Annotated in this window: 12 protein-coding genes; 4 read left to right on the top strand and 8 right to left on the bottom strand. The window is 66.4% G+C overall.

Annotated features, from left to right (window positions below; translation table 11 throughout):
• Positions 1-26: 26 nt before the first annotated feature.
• On the bottom strand, positions 27-788 hold the full coding sequence (locus JG743_RS29130) for an SDR family oxidoreductase (protein ID WP_202295611.1): 762 nt from the start codon (positions 786-788) through the stop codon (positions 27-29).
• Between the two features lie 252 nt (positions 789-1,040).
• On the opposite strand from JG743_RS29130, the gene zwf reads away from it, so the two are divergent.
• From zwf to edd, 3 genes are all read left to right on the top strand, one after another.
• Positions 1,041-2,510 (top strand): glucose-6-phosphate dehydrogenase, encoded by a 1,470-nt coding sequence (zwf, locus tag JG743_RS29135; RefSeq protein ID WP_202295614.1) that lies wholly within the window; start codon positions 1,041-1,043, stop codon positions 2,508-2,510.
• Entirely contained in the window at positions 2,492-3,205 is a 714-nt protein-coding gene (gene pgl, locus JG743_RS29140; RefSeq protein ID WP_202295617.1) for a 6-phosphogluconolactonase, read from the top strand. Before zwf ends, pgl begins: the two co-directional genes overlap by 19 nt.
• 70 nt (positions 3,206-3,275) lie before the next feature.
• Positions 3,276-5,099, top strand: a complete 1,824-nt coding sequence (gene edd / locus JG743_RS29145) for a phosphogluconate dehydratase (RefSeq protein ID WP_202295618.1) — start codon at positions 3,276-3,278, stop codon at positions 5,097-5,099.
• Between the two features lie 71 nt (positions 5,100-5,170).
• Here the strand turns inward: edd and JG743_RS29150 are convergent, their stop codons facing one another.
• The 4 genes from JG743_RS29150 to JG743_RS29165 form a co-directional block, all read right to left on the bottom strand.
• Positions 5,171-6,835, bottom strand: coding sequence for a vWA domain-containing protein (locus JG743_RS29150; protein ID WP_202295621.1), 1,665 nt, complete (start codon positions 6,833-6,835; stop codon positions 5,171-5,173).
• A 104-nt stretch (positions 6,836-6,939) separates the two neighbouring features.
• Positions 6,940-7,938 (bottom strand): GlxA family transcriptional regulator, encoded by a 999-nt coding sequence (locus tag JG743_RS29155; protein ID WP_202295624.1) that lies wholly within the window; start codon positions 7,936-7,938, stop codon positions 6,940-6,942.
• Between the two features lie 16 nt (positions 7,939-7,954).
• Positions 7,955-8,854 carry a bifunctional methylenetetrahydrofolate dehydrogenase/methenyltetrahydrofolate cyclohydrolase FolD gene (gene folD / locus JG743_RS29160; RefSeq protein WP_202295627.1) on the bottom strand — a complete coding sequence of 300 codons (900 nt, stop codon included), beginning with the start codon at positions 8,852-8,854 and terminating at the stop codon, positions 7,955-7,957.
• Between the two features lie 210 nt (positions 8,855-9,064).
• Positions 9,065-11,416 (bottom strand): GumC family protein, encoded by a 2,352-nt coding sequence (locus JG743_RS29165; RefSeq protein WP_202295630.1) that lies wholly within the window; start codon positions 11,414-11,416, stop codon positions 9,065-9,067.
• 203 nt (positions 11,417-11,619) lie between these two features.
• Here JG743_RS29165 and JG743_RS29170 point away from each other — a divergent pair, with 203 nt between their 5' ends.
• Complete coding sequence (locus tag JG743_RS29170; protein WP_202295633.1) at positions 11,620-12,915, top strand: lipopolysaccharide biosynthesis protein; 1,296 nt, start codon at positions 11,620-11,622, stop codon at positions 12,913-12,915.
• 7 nt (positions 12,916-12,922) lie between these two features.
• Here JG743_RS29170 and JG743_RS29175 read toward each other — a convergent pair whose 3' ends face one another.
• From JG743_RS29175 to JG743_RS29185, 3 genes are read right to left on the bottom strand one after another with little or no spacing between them, the layout of a single operon-like run.
• Positions 12,923-13,846: a DUF6492 family protein gene (locus JG743_RS29175; RefSeq protein WP_202295636.1), complete on the bottom strand. Its 924-nt coding sequence runs from the start codon at positions 13,844-13,846 to the stop codon at positions 12,923-12,925.
• Positions 13,843-14,625 carry a WecB/TagA/CpsF family glycosyltransferase gene (locus JG743_RS29180; RefSeq protein WP_202295640.1) on the bottom strand — a complete coding sequence of 261 codons (783 nt, stop codon included), beginning with the start codon at positions 14,623-14,625 and terminating at the stop codon, positions 13,843-13,845. The genes JG743_RS29175 and JG743_RS29180 overlap by 4 nt, the downstream gene beginning before the upstream one ends.
• Complete coding sequence (locus tag JG743_RS29185) at positions 14,622-15,794, bottom strand: glycosyltransferase (protein WP_202295642.1); 1,173 nt, start codon at positions 15,792-15,794, stop codon at positions 14,622-14,624. Before JG743_RS29185 ends, JG743_RS29180 begins: the two co-directional genes overlap by 4 nt.
• Positions 15,795-15,900: the final 106 nt, after the last annotated feature.

Genomic DNA, 15,900 nt, shown 5'->3' on the forward strand with positions numbered 1-15,900 from the left:
ATTCAGGCCGCCCCACCCGCGAGCGTTCAGATGCAGCGGCCGCCGTCGACCTCCAGCGCCACGCCGGTAATGAAGGCGGCCTCGTCGGAGGCGAGCCAAAGTGCGGCATTGGCGATGTCGAGTGGCGTCGAGAGACGGCCGAGCGGGATCGAGGCGCGGAACCTCTCGCGGATCTCCGGCGTGTCGGCGCCCATGAATTTCTCCAGCATCCCGGTCTCGCCGGCAACAGGGCAGAGGCAGTTGACGCGGATGTTCTTCGGCGCCAGCTCGACCGCCATCGACTTGGTCGCCGTGATCGCCCAGCCTTTCGAGGCATTGTACCAGGTGAGACCGGGCCGCGGCCTCAGGCCGGCGGTCGAGGCGGTGGTCAGGATGACGCCGCCGCCCTGCCGTTCCATGATCGGCACGACCGCGAGCGCAGCGTGATAGATCGCCTTCATGTTGACGGCGGTGATCAGATCGAAGGTCGCCTCGTCGACGTCGAGCATGTCGCCGTTGCGGTGCGTATAGCCGGCATTGTTGACCATGATGTCGATGCGGCCGAAGGCGCTTTTGGCGGCATAGACCATCTCGTCGAATTCGGAGCGCAGCGAGACGTCGGTCTGCGTCCAGATCGCGCTGTCGCCTATCTCGCCGGCCACGCGCTTGGCGCCCTTGGCGTTGAGGTCGGCGACGACGACCCTTGCGCCCTCCTCGGCAAAGCGCCTGGCCATGCCCTCGCCGAAGCCGGATGCCGCTCCGGTGATGATGGCGACCTTGTCCTTGAGGCGCGTGCCCTTTTCACTCATTGAAGATCATCCCGCGGCTGGCATTTCTTCTTTGGCTTTCGCGGCGATCCCGCTCTATGCTGCACCTGCGAAAGCTCCCCGGAACCACCACTTGCCGACAAGCCTCCGGGTTGCGTCAGTGTCAAGGGCACACATGGACCCAATCGATATCCAGCGCTTGATCCTCACATGTGACACCATGGCACTGGAAAATTTAAATCGATTAGAATATATCAGCCTCGCACCTGAGCGCGGCGTCAAAGCGGACAGACCATGACCAGCCAGATCATCCCCGTCGATCCTTTCGACTTCATCATTTTCGGCGGCACCGGCGACCTGTCGGAACGCAAGCTTCTGCCCTCGCTCTACCACCGCCAGCGCGACCATCAGTTCTCCGAGCCGACCAGGATCATCGGCACGTCGCGCTCCAAGATGACCGACGCCGAGTTCCAGGCCTTCGCCAAGCAGGCGATCTCGGAGCATGTGAAGCCTGCAGACATCGATCCAAAGGAGCTGGAGACATTCCTCGCCAGGCTTTCCTACGTCTCGGCCGACGCGACCACCGGTGCCGGCTTCGACAAGCTGAAGAAGGCGATCGGCGACAGCGACCGCATCCGCGCCTTCTACCTGGCCGTGGCGCCGGCGCTGTTCGGCGACATTTCGCACAAGCTCAAGGAACACAATCTGATCACGCCGAACTCGCGCATCGTGCTGGAGAAGCCGATCGGCCGCGACCTCGCCTCGGCGCGCGCGCTCAACGACCTGGTGGGCGACGATTTCCACGAAAGCCAGATCTTCCGCATCGACCACTATCTCGGCAAGGAGACGGTGCAGAACCTGATGGCGCTGCGTTTCGCCAACGCGCTTTACGAGCCGTTGTGGAACTCGGCCAATGTCGACCATGTGCAGATCACGGTCGCCGAAACCGTCGGCCTCGAGGATCGCGTCACCTATTACGACAAGGCCGGCGCGCTGCGCGACATGGTGCAGAACCACATGCTGCAGCTTCTGTGTCTTGTCGCGATGGAGGCGCCGTCGTCGATGGACGCGGATGCCGTGCGCGACGAGAAGCTGAAGGTGCTCAGGGCGCTGAAACGCATCAACGGCAACGAGGCGCCGAAGCACACGGTGCGCGGCCAGTATCGCGCCGGAGCCTCCGCCGGCGGGCCGGTGAAGGGCTATGTCGAGGAGCTCGGCAAGGACAGCAACACCGAGACCTTCGTCGCCATCAAGGCCGAGATCGCCAACTGGCGCTGGTCCGGCGTTCCCTTCTACCTCAGGACCGGCAAAAGGCTGGCGACCCGCGTCTCGGAGATCGTCATCGAGTTCAAGCCGATCCCGCACTCGATCTTCGGCGACAGCGCCGGACCGATCTTCGCCAACCAGCTGGTGATCCGCCTGCAGCCGGATGAAGGCGTCAAGCAGTTCATCATGATCAAGGATCCGGGTCCGGGCGGCATGCGGCTGCGCCAGATCCCGCTCGACATGAGCTTCGCGCAGTCCTTCGACGGACGCGCGCCGGATGCCTATGAGCGGCTGATCATGGACGTGGTGCGCGGCAACCAGACGCTGTTCATGCGCCGCGACGAGGTCGAGGCGGCCTGGAAATGGATCGACCCGATCCAGAACGCCTGGGAAAACGCCAGGCAAGAGGCGCAGGGCTACACGGCCGGCACGTGGGGGCCATCGGCCTCGATCGCGCTGATCGAACGCGACGGGCGGACATGGCACGAGAGCAATTGAGCGGCGCCTATCACTGGAACGGCTTCGCCGATCGCCAGGAGCTGGCGGCGGCGCTCGCCGGCCTTGTCGCGGCGCGGCTGACCAAGGCGATCACCGAGCGCGGTACGGCCCTGCTAGCCGTCTCGGGCGGCACGACGCCGGCGAAGTTCTTCGCCGCGCTATCGCGGATCCCGATCGCCTGGGACAAGGTCACGGTGACGCTGGTCGACGAGCGTTTCGTGCCAGCCTCCTCGCCGCGCTCGAACGCCGGCCTGGTGGCCGCCAACCTGTTGCAGAATGCCGCGGCTGCGGCGCGCTTCGTGCCGCTCTACCATGAAGCGGCCAGCATCGAGGATGCGGCGCTGTCCGACAATGAGGCGCTCACATCGCTGCCCTGGCCGCTCGACGCAGTCGTGCTCGGCATGGGCGGCGACGGCCACACCGCCTCGTTCTTTCCCGACGCCGACGATCTTGCGCGACTGCTCGATCCGTCCTCGCAAAGGATCGTGCTGCCGGTGCATGCGGCAAGCGCCGGCGAGCCCCGGCTGACGCTGTCGCTGGCAAGGATCATCGGCGCCGGCTTCATCGCGCTCCACATCGAGGGTGCGGAAAAACGCAGCACCTTCGACGATGCGATGGCGGCCGGAAAGCGCAAGCCAATTCGCGCCGTGATCGACGCGGCACCCAGAGCCGTCGAGGTTTTCTGGGCGCCCTGATTTGTTAACTCGCCAATGGTCCCGGCAGACGGTGGGAGGATAGTTTCCGGGACCTGAAAGGACCGTTGCCATGACCGCCAGACGCGACATCGAAGCCATCACCGAGCGCATCCGCCAACGCTCGAAAGCCGGCCGCGAGGCCTATCTCGGCCGCATCGCCGAGGCCTCCGGCCGCAGCGCCAACCGGGCGGTGCTGTCCTGCGGCAACCTCGCGCATGGTTTCGCCGTCTGCAGCCCGTCAGAGAAGGTCGCGCTCGGCGGCGACCGGGTGCCCAACCTCGGCATCATCACCTCCTACAACGACATGCTGTCGGCGCATCAGCCGTTCGAGACCTATCCGGCGCTGATCAAGGAAGCCGCGCGCGAGGCCGGCGGCATCGCGCAGGTGGCCGGCGGCGTGCCGGCGATGTGCGACGGCGTCACCCAGGGCCAGCCCGGCATGGAACTGTCGCTGTTCTCGCGCGACGTGATCGCCATGGCGGCGGCGATCGGGCTGTCGCACAACATGTTCGACGCCGCCGTCTTCCTCGGCGTCTGCGACAAGATCGTGCCGGGCCTGGTGATCGCCGCGCTCACCTTCGGCCATCTGCCTGCGGTGTTCGTGCCGGCCGGACCGATGACCACCGGCCTGCCGAACGACGAGAAGGCCAAGGTCCGCCAGCTCTATGCCGAGGGCAAGGCGGGACGGGCCGAGCTGCTCGAGGCCGAGTCCAAATCCTATCACGGGCCGGGCACCTGCACCTTCTACGGTACGGCCAACTCCAACCAGATGCTGATGGAGATCATGGGCCTGCACACGCCGGGCGCCTCCTTCGTCAATCCGGGCACGCCGCTGCGCGAGGCGCTGACCAGGGAAGCAGCCAGGCGCGCGCTGTCGATCACCGCGCTCGGCAATGACTATACGCCGGTCGGCCGCATGATCGACGAGCGCTCGATCGTCAACGGCGTCGTCGGCCTGCATGCCACCGGCGGCTCGACCAACCACACGATCCACCTGATCGCGATGGCGGCGGCGGCCGGCATCGCGCTGACCTGGCAGGACATTTCGGACCTGTCGGAAGCGGTGCCGCTACTCGCCCGCGTCTATCCGAACGGGCTTGCCGACGTGAACCATTTCCACGCCGCCGGCGGGCTCGGCTTCCTCATCCGCGAATTGCTCGACGAAGGCATCCTGCATGAGGATGTGCAGACGGTCTGGGGCGAAGGCCTGCGCCCCTATGCGGTCGAAGCCAGGCTCGGCGCCGATGGCGGCGTGGTGCGCGAGGCCTCGCCGCTGGAAAGCGGCGACGAGAAGGTGCTGGCGCCTTTCAAGAAGGCGTTCCAGCCGACCGGCGGCCTGAAGGTGCTTTCGGGCAATCTCGGCCACGCCGTCATCAAGACGTCCGCCGTGAAGCCGGAACGGCGCGTCATCGAGGCCCCCGCAAAGGTGTTCGACAGCCAGCAGGGGCTGAACGACGCCTTCAAGGCTGGCACGCTGACGGGCGACTTCATCGCCGTCATCCGCTTCCAGGGGCCGAAGGCCAATGGCATGCCGGAATTGCACAAGCTGACCACCGTGCTCGGCATCCTGCAGGATCGCGGCCAGCGCGTGGCGCTGGTGACCGACGGGCGCATGTCGGGCGCTTCCGGCAAGGTGCCGGCGGCGATCCATGTGACGCCTGAAGCGGTCGAGGACGGGCCGATCGCCAGGATCCATGAAGGCGACATCATCCGGCTTGACGCCGATGCCGGCACGCTGGAAGTGCTGGTGCCGGGCGCTGAATTGGCGCTGCGCCGGACGGTCGATGCCGATCTCATCGGCAACGAGTTCGGCTTCGGCCGCGAGTTGTTCGCCGGGTTCCGGCAGCTCGTCGGCCGCGCCGACCACGGCGCCGCGGCGTTCGGCATCGCCTGAGCCGACAATTCCGTCCAGGAAAAAGGGCGGCTCACTGGCCGCCCTTTTTTCTCCAGAAGACGCGGCGCTTGCTACTGAACGGTGATCTCGGCCCGTTCGCCGGCCTTCACCGTCACCGGCGTTTCCTTGTCCTGGCCCTGGTCGGACGCGTGGCGCACGACCACATAGTCGCCGGCCGGAATGGTCTGCTGCCAGCTTTCGCCATAGCTTAGCCCAAGCGACTTGCGCTTGCCCTCGATGTCCTTCTTCGCCGACAGCACCTCGATCGAATAGGCGCCGGGCGCCGACATGGCGAGCACGCCGGCGTCCAGCGTCACCTTGATGTCCTGATTGTCGCCGGCCTTGATGCTGAAGGGCTGTTCGACCACGGCGATATCGAACGTGGTGATCGCCACATAGTCATCCGGCGGCAGCCAGAACTTGCTGTCCGGTCCGTAGGAATGCTCGACGCTTTCGCGCGTGCCGTCGATCTTCTTCTTCGCCTTGACGATCTCGAAGCCGATGCCCGAATTGTCGGCCTTGTCGCCGCCCGCCGTATAGTAAGCGTTGAGCACGGCATGGCCGACGCCGACAACGACATCCTTTTCGACGGTCTGCCCGGCGGCCAGTTGAACGGTCTCGGTCACCGTGCCGGCGCCGATCTGCACCGTCACCTTCTGCTCGCCCGCCGGCACCGTCGCCCTGGCGTCGCCATAGTGAGTGGTGCTGCCGCCCGGATAGGCGAAGTCGACGCGGGCCTCGCCGCTGATTTCCGCGCCCTGGCTGGCATGCGGATGGATGACCAGCGTGCCGGCATTCAGCGTGAACAGCGGCTTGTAGACCTGGCCGGCCTCGACCTTGAGCTTCTGCTCGACCTTGGCCTCGTCGGCGCGACCGACGACGATGTAGTCGCCTGGCTCGAGATTGGTCTTGAGCTCGCCATACTCGGTCATGACCTGATCGCCGCGCGTACCGTCGGCGTTGGCCTTGTAGATCTCCCAGACATTGCTGTTGTCGCTGATATCCGGGCCGCCTTCGGCCAGGACCACGCTCGGCATGAAATTGAATTCCGGCTTGGCGGGCTCGGGCGCAGGTGCCGGGGCCGGAGCGGGTTCGGGGACAGGTGCCGGGGCCGGCGCCGCAACGGTCTCGACCAGCGCTTCCTGCAAGGCCTTCTCGTCGGACGCCTGGATGTACTTGCCGCCGGTGTTCTCGGCGAGGCAGGCGATCTGCTTGCCTTCGTCGGCGGTCAGGCCGAAGCCGACGACGTCGGCGGTGAAGTCGACGCCGGACGCCTCCAGTTCCTTGCCCAACGCGCAAGGGTCGCCGCCGCAGGTCTCGAGCCCGTCGGTGATGAGGACGACAGTCGCCTTGTCTTCCGTGTACTTCAGCGCCTCGGCGGCCTGCTTGACGGCCGCCGTCAGCGGCGTCTTGCCGAGGAATTTCATGCTGTCGGCGGCGGCCGAAATGGCGCTCGCCGAACCCGCCTGCGGCGGCACGATCAGCTCGATGTCCTCGCAACTGCCCTTCTGGCGGTGACCGTAGGCCATGAAGCCGATCTCGTCATCGGCCGGCACCGACTGCAGCACGGTGCGCAGCGATTCGCGCGCGATCTCGAGCTTCGGCTTGCCGTCGATCTGGGCCCACATGGAGCCCGACGCATCGAGAATGATGATGACCTTGTTGGCGGCGAAGCCAAGCGTGGTCGTCGACAAAAGGAGGATCGCCGTGGCGACGCTCCGTGCCAATCGCATCATGAAACTCTCCTAGGAAACCCCTCTGGTCCGCGGCGGGAAAGCTATTTGACCCCGCGTCAGGATACAAGTCCGCCGGTGCGCTATCCCCGAACGAACCAAGCCGCTCAGTAGGTGGTGCGGCGCTCTTCCGACGGCGGCCGGCCGAACTGCAGCCGGTAGCTCTGCGCGAAATAGGAGTGCGAGGTGAAGCCGGTGGCGATCGCCACGTCGAGGATCGGCATGTTGGTCTGGCGCAGCAATTCGCGCGCCCGCTCCAGCCGTAGCCGCATGTAGTAACGCCCCGGCGTGACGCTCAGATGGCGCAGGAACAGGCGCTCGACCTGGCGCACCGACAGGCCCGCCGACTTGGCGAGCTGCACGGCCGACAGTGGCTCGTCGAGATGGTCGGCCATCAGCTCGACGATACGCCTGAGCTTCTCCGACTTGCCGGTCAGGTCGCGCTCCGGCCCGACCCGCTGGCGGTCCCCGGCCGAGCGGATACGCTCATGCTGGAACTGGTTGGCAACGCCGTTGGCGAGGTTGGAGCCGAAATCGCCGCGCACGATCTCCAGCATCAGGTCGATCGAGGTGGTGCCGCCGGCGCAGGTGTAGCGCTTGCGGTCGATCTCGAAGACATTGCCGGTGCAGTTGATGTCCGGGAAGCGCTCCATGAAGCCGGCGCGGTTCTCCCAATGGATGGTGCAGCGATAGCCGTCGAGCTGGCCGGCTTCGGCGAGCAGGTAGGAACCGACCGACAGCGCGCCGAGCGCGTTGCCGCGCCGGCCCCAGCTGCGCAGCGCCGCCAACACCTTGCTCTTGCCCGGAAATTCGGTGGTGAGCCCGACCGACACGAAGAGGATGTCGACCGGCGGCAGGTCGGCGACAGAATAGTCGATCTTGAGCGGCAGGCCATTGGAAGCCATGACCGCGTCGCCGTCGGCCGAGACGGTCGTCCAGCCATAGAAGTCGCGGCCGAGCAGCCGGTTGGCCGAGCGGAAGCAGTCGATGGCCGCGGCCAGCGAGAACATCGAGAACTTGTCGACCAGAAGGAACGCGAACTGCCGCCCGCCCTGAACGGGATCATTGGTGACCGGCCGTTCGACGGGAATAGTCAGGTTCGGCAAGGACGGTGCTTTCTGGTCAGAAGGACGGCCGCTTCAGCCCGGCCGCGAGGTAGGCGGAAGCTACAGTGTTGGCCATCAGCATGGCAATGGTCATCGGTCCGACACCGCCCGGCACCGGGGTGATGGCGCCGGCTGCCTTGGCCGCTTCGGCATAGGCGACGTCGCCGACGAGGCGGCTCTTGCCCTCGCCCTTCTCCGGCGCGGCGATGCGGTTGATGCCGACGTCGATGACGGTGGCGCCGGGCTTGACCCAGTCGCCCTTGACCATTTCCGGACGGCCGACGGCGGCGACCAGGATATCGGCGGTCCGGGCAAGCGCCGGCAGATCCTTGGTGCGGCTGTGGGCGATGGTGACGGTGCAGTTGGCGGCAAGCAGGAGGTTGGCCATCGGCTTGCCGACGATGTTGGAGCGGCCGACGACGACGGCGTTGAGGCCAGAGAGGTCCTTGCCGCGGACGCGCTCGATCAGGAGCATCGAGCCTGCCGGCGTGCACGGCACGAAAGCGGTCTCCAGCTCGCCGGTGCCGAGCTTGCCGACATTGATGAAGTGGAAGCCGTCGACGTCCTTTTCCGGGGCGATGGTCTGGATGACCTTGCCGGAATCGATGTGGCCGGGCAGCGGCAGTTGCACCAGGATGCCGTGGATGGACGGGTCCGCGTTCAGATCCCCGATGATCTTGAGCAATTCGGCCTCCGAGGTCTCGGCCGGCAGCGTGTGCTGCAGCGAGTGGAAGCCGCATTCCTTGGCGGTGCGCGATTTGGAGGCGACATAGACCTGGCTCGCCGGATCCTCGCCGACGATGACCACGGCGAGGCCGGGCTTCGTAGCGCCCTTGCCCACCAGTTCGGCGGTCAGCGCCTTGACCTTGCCAACCACGTCTTCGGCGACGCTCTTTCCGTCAATCACTTCGGCCATGAACCACCTTCAACTCTTCCACCAGAGCGCGTCGCATCCCCGGGATTCATGCGACCGCTTTGTCTCATTGTTTTCACAGACCCGAAACCCGCGCGGTTCGGGCGATATGCCGAGCGGCATTTTCACGAAAATTCCGGCGGGCAATCCCGTCAAAACGCCGTCGCATGCCGTAAACTCGAAACCGGCCGCTTTTATCGGATGGGGCGGGATTTAGAAATAGCGGCGGTTCGAACGGCTTTCGGTGAGCTCGCGCACCGCTTCGCGGAATTCGCGCAGGCTTTCGCGGATCTCGTCGATCTGGCCCTGCTGATCCTCGGTGTCCGGCCCCTGCGGCGGCAATTGGTCCCGGTCATAGCCCCCCTGCCCGCCAGGCTGCGCCATTGGCGACGGATAGACATAGCCAGCCGGCGGTGCCTGTTCGGACCGTGCCGGCCGATTGCCCGGCTCATCGTCATAGGCCCGCGCTCGTTGAGCGGGGTACATCGGCTGCCGCTGATGCGGCTCGTCCTGCATTTGAGGCTGCTGATGGGCCGCGGGTCGTTCCATGACCCTGCCGGCATCGGCGGGCTTTTGCCTTTTGCCGGGCATCAGCTCGAGCACCGCCGAAAGCAGGGTGCCGACCGGCCCCGAACGTTCGGCTTCGGTGGTCGCGGCGGGCGCCGGTGCAGGCGGCAGTGGAGCGCGCGGTTGCGACGGCCGCGGTGGAGCCGGCGGCGCCCGGTAGACCTTGTCTTCGACCGCCGGCCTATGGTCATCTGTCCCGCGACGGCGCGAGCGCGACGTCGCGGTTTCGCGCAGGCTTTCATAGACGCCGCGCATGCCGCCGAGCCCGACGCCCGAAGCAAAGCCGAGCAGCAGTCCGGCGAGCGCCAGCATGGCGCGCGACGGCCCCTTGGCCTCGAGCGGCGCAAAGGCCTTGGAGATGACGTTGATGTTGGCGGTGTTGATGTCCTTCTGCTCGCCGGTCTCCTTGGCGCGCAGCAGGTACTGCTCGTAGACGGAGCGCTTGGCGGCGGCCTCGCGCTCCAGCTCGCGCAGCGAGACGAGAGCGTTGTTGACGTCGCCGCTCTGCACCTTGGCCTGCGCCAGGCGGGAAGCAAGATCCTGCTCCAGCTGTACGGAACGCTTCAGGTCGACCTGCAGCGAAGAGGCGATGCGCTGCAACTCATTGGCGATGCGGTCGCGCGCGCCGGCAAGCTGGGCATCGAGCGCCTGCAGTTCGGGATGGCGCGGCCCGAGCCTGACGGCGGCGCGGTCGGCCTCCTGCTTCAGCGCCGCATATTGCGCGCGCAGCTCGCCCATCGTGTTGGAGTTGATCTCTTCCGGCAAGGTGCCGTTGAGGACCGAATTGACGTTGAGCGAACGCGCCGAAGCCGCCCGCGCGTTGAGTTCCAGCGTGCGGGCGCGGGCGACGGAAAGCTGCTCGTTGAGCTTCAGCATCTGGTCGTCGCTGATCAGATGGCCCTGCGCGTCGACGAGGTCGTGCGTGGCCCGGTAATCCTCGACCTTGCGCTCGGCCGCCTCGACGCCCTTGCGCAACTCGTCGAGCCGCGCGGTCAGCTCGTCGGTGGCGCGGCCGGCGGTGTCGGACTGGATCTGGCCGAAGGTCTGCAGGAAGACGTCGGTCATGGTGTTGGCGATGAGGGCCGACTTCTCGCCGTTCTGGGTGGTGGCGCCGATCGAGATGACGAAGGTCTTGCCGCCGCGCTCGACCGACAGGCTTTCGGCCAGATTGCCGACGGCGAGCGCGCGGCGGCGGCCATCGTCGGCGGCGCCGGCATCGTGGCGCGACAGGATCGAGCGGATCATCGACATGACGCCGAGACCGCCGGAGCCTTGCCCGTTGAACTCGGGATCGTTGGTGAGGTTGAGCTTGTCGACGACCTTGTTGAGGACCGTGCCGGAGGTCAGCACACGCACCTGGTTCTCGACGATCGCCAGCGTCGCGTCGGACGCGACCACGTTCTGGGTGAGATCGCGATCGGTGAGCTTGAGGTCGCGCGGGTCGACGATGAGTTCGGCCGTGGCCTCGTATTTCTTCGGCGTCGACAGAGCGATAGCGACGCCGAGGGCCGCGCCGAGGATCGTCGTCGAAAGGATCAGCGCCTTCGAGCGGGCGATGCCGCGCACGACCTGCATCGGGTCGATCAGAGGCTTCCACTCCTGGCTGTCGGCATCGTTGACGGTGGGCCGCCGCACGTCCGCAGCATGGCGGGGATCGAGCGCGGCCTGGGGCGCGCGGCCATGGGAAAGTCCAGCCGGCTCCTCACGCGCATAGTCGCTTCGCGCGGTCCAGTCGTCCTCGACGCGCGGCTCGTAGGAGATCGGCTGGCGATCGGTCTGATCGAGGCCCGGCTCGGCGGCGGCAGCGGGCGGAGCCGAGCGCGTCTCGCGCTGCGCGCGTGCGAGACGGTGGCGCTCCGCCGCATCCTCACGCCATGACTGGTTGGCGCGGTCGCCGATCGCGACCAGCGAGGCGTCATCCTCGCCACGCATGGCCTGACCGAGCGCCAGCAGGGAGCGCTCGCGCCTCCAATCCTCACGGTTGTCCCTGTCGACCATTGTCTTGGAGCTTTACTCTTCGGCGGCTTGGGAGAGGCGATCGGCCAATCGTTAAGCCACGCTAAACAGGCATGGAAAACAAAAGGTTAATTTTCGGCACCGCGAAGGAGAGTTTTCGCGCTTTGATTGCATGGTTTTCGAGCGCAATCGAAGCCTCTCCAGAACGGCACGTTAAGCTTTCCGGCCTATGGTCCGGCCGACCTATGACCCAGACCAGCGACATACCGCAGAGGCGGAGTTTCGCCCGGATCGGCGCCTTCGTGGCCGCGCGCCGGAAGCTGGTTTTCGACTATTTTTCCGCGATCAGCGGCGCGGGCGGGCGGCTGGTGTTCTCGCTCGCCTATTTCATCGCGCTCGCCAACACGCTGTCGATCGCCGAATTCGGCATGTTCGCCACTGCTTCGGCGGCCGGTGTCATGCTGTCGCGCATCCTCGCCTTCGGCTTCATCTCGGCGCTCTACCGCACCGCCACGATCCGCCCGAACCTGATCGGCGCCTTCACCGCCGGCTTCATGCTGCTCGGCATCGTCTCGCTGCCGTTTCTGGCGGCGGCATCCTACCTCGTCTACCTGATCTTCTTCGCCGGCACCGTGCCGCTGCCGGTGTTCGCCGCCGTCGTCTTCGCCGAGGCGCTGCTGTGGCGGCCGGTCGAGGTGGCGCTGATCGTCAACAACGGGCTCGGCAAGTTCGGCCGCGCCGCCGTGCTGGCGATCCTGGCGACGGCGCTGAGGGCGCTCGGCGCGGTGCTGTTCATGCTTGCGGCGCAGCACAGCGTTGGCGTCTGGTCCTGGTACTATATCGGCGCCAACGCGGCTTCGCTCATCATCGCCTTCGGCTTCTTCTATCCGCGCCAGCGGCTGAGACTGCGCATCGAGCTCTATCTCAGGCGGCTCGCCGACTCGATCTATGTCGCCGGCGCCGAGGTGCTGTTCTACCTGCAGATGGAGTTCGACAAGCTGCTGGTGCTGTCGATCGGCGGCGCCCACCTCGCCGGCATCTACGCCATCATCATGCGCCTCGTCGACCTGACGGCGATTCCGATCCGCACCTTCTCGATGATGCTGGTGCAGCGCATGATGCGGGCGCCGGAGTTACTGTCGCGGCTGGCGGTCAAGAGCGGCATCGAGGGCGGCGTGTTCCTGGTCTCGACGCTGGCGCTCGCCGCACTCGGCATCGTGCTGCACTTCTTCCCCAACGCGCTGGGCAGGAATGTCGCGGAAGCAGCCCCCCTGGTGGCCTTGGCGATCTGCGTGCCCGGCCTGCGCAATCTGGTCGAATACCAGGCCGAATTGCTGTTCGCGCGCGGCCAGACGGCGGTCCGGGCGCTCAATCTCGGCCTGCTTGCCGGGCTGAAGGCGGTGCTCCTGACCTATGTGCTGACGACGATCGCCGACACGCCCAATCTGGTGCTGTCGCTCAATGTCGTCTTCCTGCTGCTCTATCTCGCCTCGGCGTTTCTGACCTATTCGGCGATGCGCAGGCCGGCCAAGGCCGTTTGATCCAGGATCAGCCCAATCCAATCAAGCGGCGGATGCGGCCGATGTCGGTGCCGATGAAGGACTGCATGCCGATCGCCACCTGCTCGGGCGCCATGCCGGCGACGAAGCGGCGGAAGTCGTCGTCCGACAGCGGTTCACCGGTCCAGTGGACACGGCAGAACTCCTCCCGGCCATGGAAATGTCCGGCGCCCTCCTGAACGTCGTCGACATAGCGGCCGTAGATCATGCATTCGGAGAACCTGCGCGCCGAACCGAGCACCGCGACCCAGTCGCGGCCGTGGACTTTCTCGATCAGGGCGCACATCGCCGTCACGGTTTCGCGGCGCCAGCCGATCAGCGTCGAAATGTAGTCGTGGGTGGAGATTTTCGAGGCTTCGATGCCGAGCGCCGCGCCGGCATTGCGCGACCAGATGCGATGCTCGTCATGGCCATCGTTCGCCAACGCGCCATCGCGCCGGAACAGCCGCACCTTGCCGTCACGCCAGAAGGCGCTGATGTCGAACGGCCTGAGGAAGGCAACATCAGAATCGCAGAAGACCAGTACGTCCTCGCCGGCATGGGCGGCAATGGCGATGCGGCGGAGTTGCTGCGCATGCCAGCCGCGCAATGGCTGGGTCTTCAGGCTCAGCCAGACACGGCGGCGAAACAGGCTGAGCGGATCGTCGACGACATGCAGCCAGCGCGGCAGCAGATCGCGTTCGTCGACGACGATGCGGCGGGCGTTCTCCAATTGGCGAAACAGCGCCACGTCGCGATGCTCGACCAGTATGTAGTGGCGCGCGACGCCGGAAAGCTGGCGGTCCATCGTCTCGCACAGCAGACGGCAGCGTTCGAAATCCGGCGCATAGCTGGCGGTCACCACTGCGGCGGTAGGCGCCTGCGGCAGCCGCTGGACTTCGGCCGTTGCGTCCGGAACGAAGCGGCTGTTCAAGGACGCGCTCCGGCGGCCGAGAATTTCTGCCTGGCGACGCGCCACAGGAACAGCGGGTTGCCGACGACGTAGCGGCGCCAGAGGCGGCCTGGCTCGATCAGCAGCCGGAACAGCCATTCGAGCCTGAGACGGCGCATCCACAGCGGCGCGCGCGGCACCGTGCCGCTGAGGAAATCGAGCAGCGCGCCGACGGCGATCGGCAACGTGCAGTGGCGGGCATCGATGTGGCGCGCGATCCACAATTCCTGACGCGGCACGCCCATGGCGACCAGCAGGACGTCCGGCCGAAGGGCCTCGATCCTATCGACGATCGCCGGCTCCTCGGCGGCGGAGAAATACCCGTCATGGATGACGACGAACCGGTGCTGCACGGCGAGCGCGGCGAGCTTGACCGAAGCCGCCTCGGCATTGACGCGGGTGGCGCCGAGCAGGCCGACGGTGAGCGGCCGCGACGAGGCCTGCAGGAAGGCCGGCACGAAATCGGTGCCGTTGAGATTGTCCGGGAACGGCGCGCCGTAGAGCAGCTTCGCCGCCATGTCGACGCCGATGCCATCGGGCAGGATGAGGAAATCGTCCAGCGCCTCGGCGAAGACCGGATCGGTGCAGGCGATATTGGCATTGTGGGCGTTGAGGAAGCTGACCTTGGTGAAGCGCCGCTCCGCGACCAGACGCGCCAGCAGCGCGATCGCATCGTCCCAGCGGATGGCAAGCACGGAAATGCCGAGGATGGTCTTCAGCGTGTCGGACCCGAACGCCTTGCGGGTGGCGTGCATGTTCATGCGAACGCCTCCTGCCTGACCGAACCGAGCTTCTCGAGGCCGAGTTTGATCGCGGCATCGAGCGCCTTGACCTGCCGGCGATGGAAGGCGCTGCCGTCGACATCCCGGCCATCCGCGGCGGCCGCCTCGAGCGCGGCTGCAAAGGCGATCGGATCGTCGGTGACGACGCAATTGTCGGGACGATGGCCGATGCCGCGCAACGAGCGGCTGGTGGCGACGGAGGGCAGGCCAAGCTCGAAGGTCTCGATGGTCTTGAGCTGCACGCCGCTGCCGGCGGTGCTGATCAGCGGGATGACGGCGGCGGCACGCACGAAGGCCTGCGCGTCGGGCACGCGGCCGACGAATTCGACGCCGGGATGGGTTGAGGTGACGCCGGCGGGCATGCCGCCGGCGATCCTGATGCGGAAATCGGGCCTGAGATGCGGCACGACCCTTTGCAGGAACCAGTCGAGCCCGATGCGGTTCGGCTGCCAGGTCCAGGTGCCGATCAGCGCCGCGTCGCAGTAGATGCGCCGCGGGCCGGCCGGCGCCGGCGCCTGGCTGCGGGTGACCAGCGGCAGCACCGCCGAGCGGCCGGCGGAGGCGACGCCCAGTGCGGCGCGATCCTCCTCGGCCAAGGTGAAGACGAAGCGCGCCTGGCGGCAGAGCCGCTCTTCCATGACCTTGAGCAGCCGCGCCTCGCGGCGAAACAGCAGCCGCTGGAGGAGGCTTGCCGCGGCGGCGGCATTCTCCTGCGCCGAACGGTGCTCGACATTGTGGGCGACGAAGATGGACGGCCTGTCGCTGAAGAGCGTCTCGAAGGCACCGGCGAACTGCACCGAGTTCAGGACATAGCCGTCGACCGGGCCGGCGCGCCCGATCGCGGCGCGGACCTCGGCATCGGAAACGACACGCAGCTTGACCGAAGCAAAGGTGAGGCCGGACAGTATCGCCTTGGCCACCCAGGCGAGCTTTTGCAGGGGTGCTGCGCTTTCAGTGCGCACGTCCACGGCGCCGAGCACGATGGTGTTGTCAGGGTCGGCGGCCGGCTTTCCCGGCCAGCTGAAGCCGACCACGGTGACGTGCGCGCCTGCGCGCCGCAATGCGTCTATGATCGCGGCGTTGGCAATCTCGTAGCCCGAGGCGAGAGCGCCGTCGGGCACGATCGATGTGGCGAACAGCAGATGCATCTCACCTATCCAGTGCAACCCAGATAGCAACGCGCGGTGAACCCTTGATTAAGTGAACCCATTCGGTACGAAGAGTCTCGGTTTCGCGGGCCTTGGCGTGAAAGGT

This window comes from Mesorhizobium sp. 131-2-1, from assembly GCF_016756535.1.
GTDB lineage: Bacteria > Pseudomonadota > Alphaproteobacteria > Rhizobiales > Rhizobiaceae > Mesorhizobium.

What these genes read in the sequence shown, in the direction of transcription:
- JG743_RS29130 (WP_202295611.1), bottom strand. Translation starts at nt 788, where the DNA reads ATGAGTGAAAAGGGCACGCGCCTCAAGGACAAGGTCGCCATCATCACC.
- zwf (WP_202295614.1), top strand. Translation starts at nt 1,041, where the DNA reads ATGACCAGCCAGATCATCCCCGTCGATCCTTTCGACTTCATCATTTTC.
- pgl (WP_202295617.1), top strand. Translation starts at nt 2,492, where the DNA reads ATGGCACGAGAGCAATTGAGCGGCGCCTATCACTGGAACGGCTTCGCC.
- edd (WP_202295618.1), top strand. Translation starts at nt 3,276, where the DNA reads ATGACCGCCAGACGCGACATCGAAGCCATCACCGAGCGCATCCGCCAA.
- JG743_RS29150 (WP_202295621.1), bottom strand. Translation starts at nt 6,835, where the DNA reads ATGATGCGATTGGCACGGAGCGTCGCCACGGCGATCCTCCTTTTGTCG.
- folD (WP_202295627.1), bottom strand. Translation starts at nt 8,854, where the DNA reads ATGGCCGAAGTGATTGACGGAAAGAGCGTCGCCGAAGACGTGGTTGGC.
- JG743_RS29165 (WP_202295630.1), bottom strand. Translation starts at nt 11,416, where the DNA reads ATGGTCGACAGGGACAACCGTGAGGATTGGAGGCGCGAGCGCTCCCTG.
- JG743_RS29170 (WP_202295633.1), top strand. Translation starts at nt 11,620, where the DNA reads ATGACCCAGACCAGCGACATACCGCAGAGGCGGAGTTTCGCCCGGATC.
- JG743_RS29180 (WP_202295640.1), bottom strand. Translation starts at nt 14,625, where the DNA reads ATGAACATGCACGCCACCCGCAAGGCGTTCGGGTCCGACACGCTGAAG.
- JG743_RS29185 (WP_202295642.1), bottom strand. Translation starts at nt 15,794, where the DNA reads ATGCATCTGCTGTTCGCCACATCGATCGTGCCCGACGGCGCTCTCGCC.